Annotated in this window: 1 pseudogene; it reads right to left on the bottom strand. The window is 67.1% G+C overall.

Going from position 1 to position 249, the window contains the following annotated elements:
* Positions 1-249 (bottom strand): annotated as a pseudogene (locus SB765_RS32245) (PLP-dependent aminotransferase family protein); the annotation flags it as partial.

The following is a 249-nucleotide window of genomic DNA, read 5'->3' as shown; positions in this document are numbered from 1 at the left end:
ATGCCGCACTTGAGCAGCACTTCGGCAATCGCCTGGCGCCGGGCCACGGGCATGGTGTGCGCTGTAGGGTTCTGGAACGTGGGGTTGAGGTACAGCAGGCGCGCACCGCTTTGTTGGCAGGCTTGCTCCAGATGGTCGGGGCGCATGCCGTCGGCGTCACCGGGCACCGCGACAATGCGCAGCCCCAGTTGTTGGGCAGCCAGTAGCAGGCCGGGGTAGGTCAGTGGGTCGCACAGCACGGTGTCACCC

The sequence above is a fragment of the Pseudomonas sp. SIMBA_067 genome, assembly GCF_046534675.1.
In the GTDB taxonomy this organism is placed as follows: Bacteria; Pseudomonadota; Gammaproteobacteria; order Pseudomonadales; family Pseudomonadaceae; genus Aquipseudomonas; species Aquipseudomonas putida.
The sequence above is the reverse complement of the archived record's forward strand: the minus strand, read 5'-3'. Positions and strand labels throughout refer to the sequence as shown.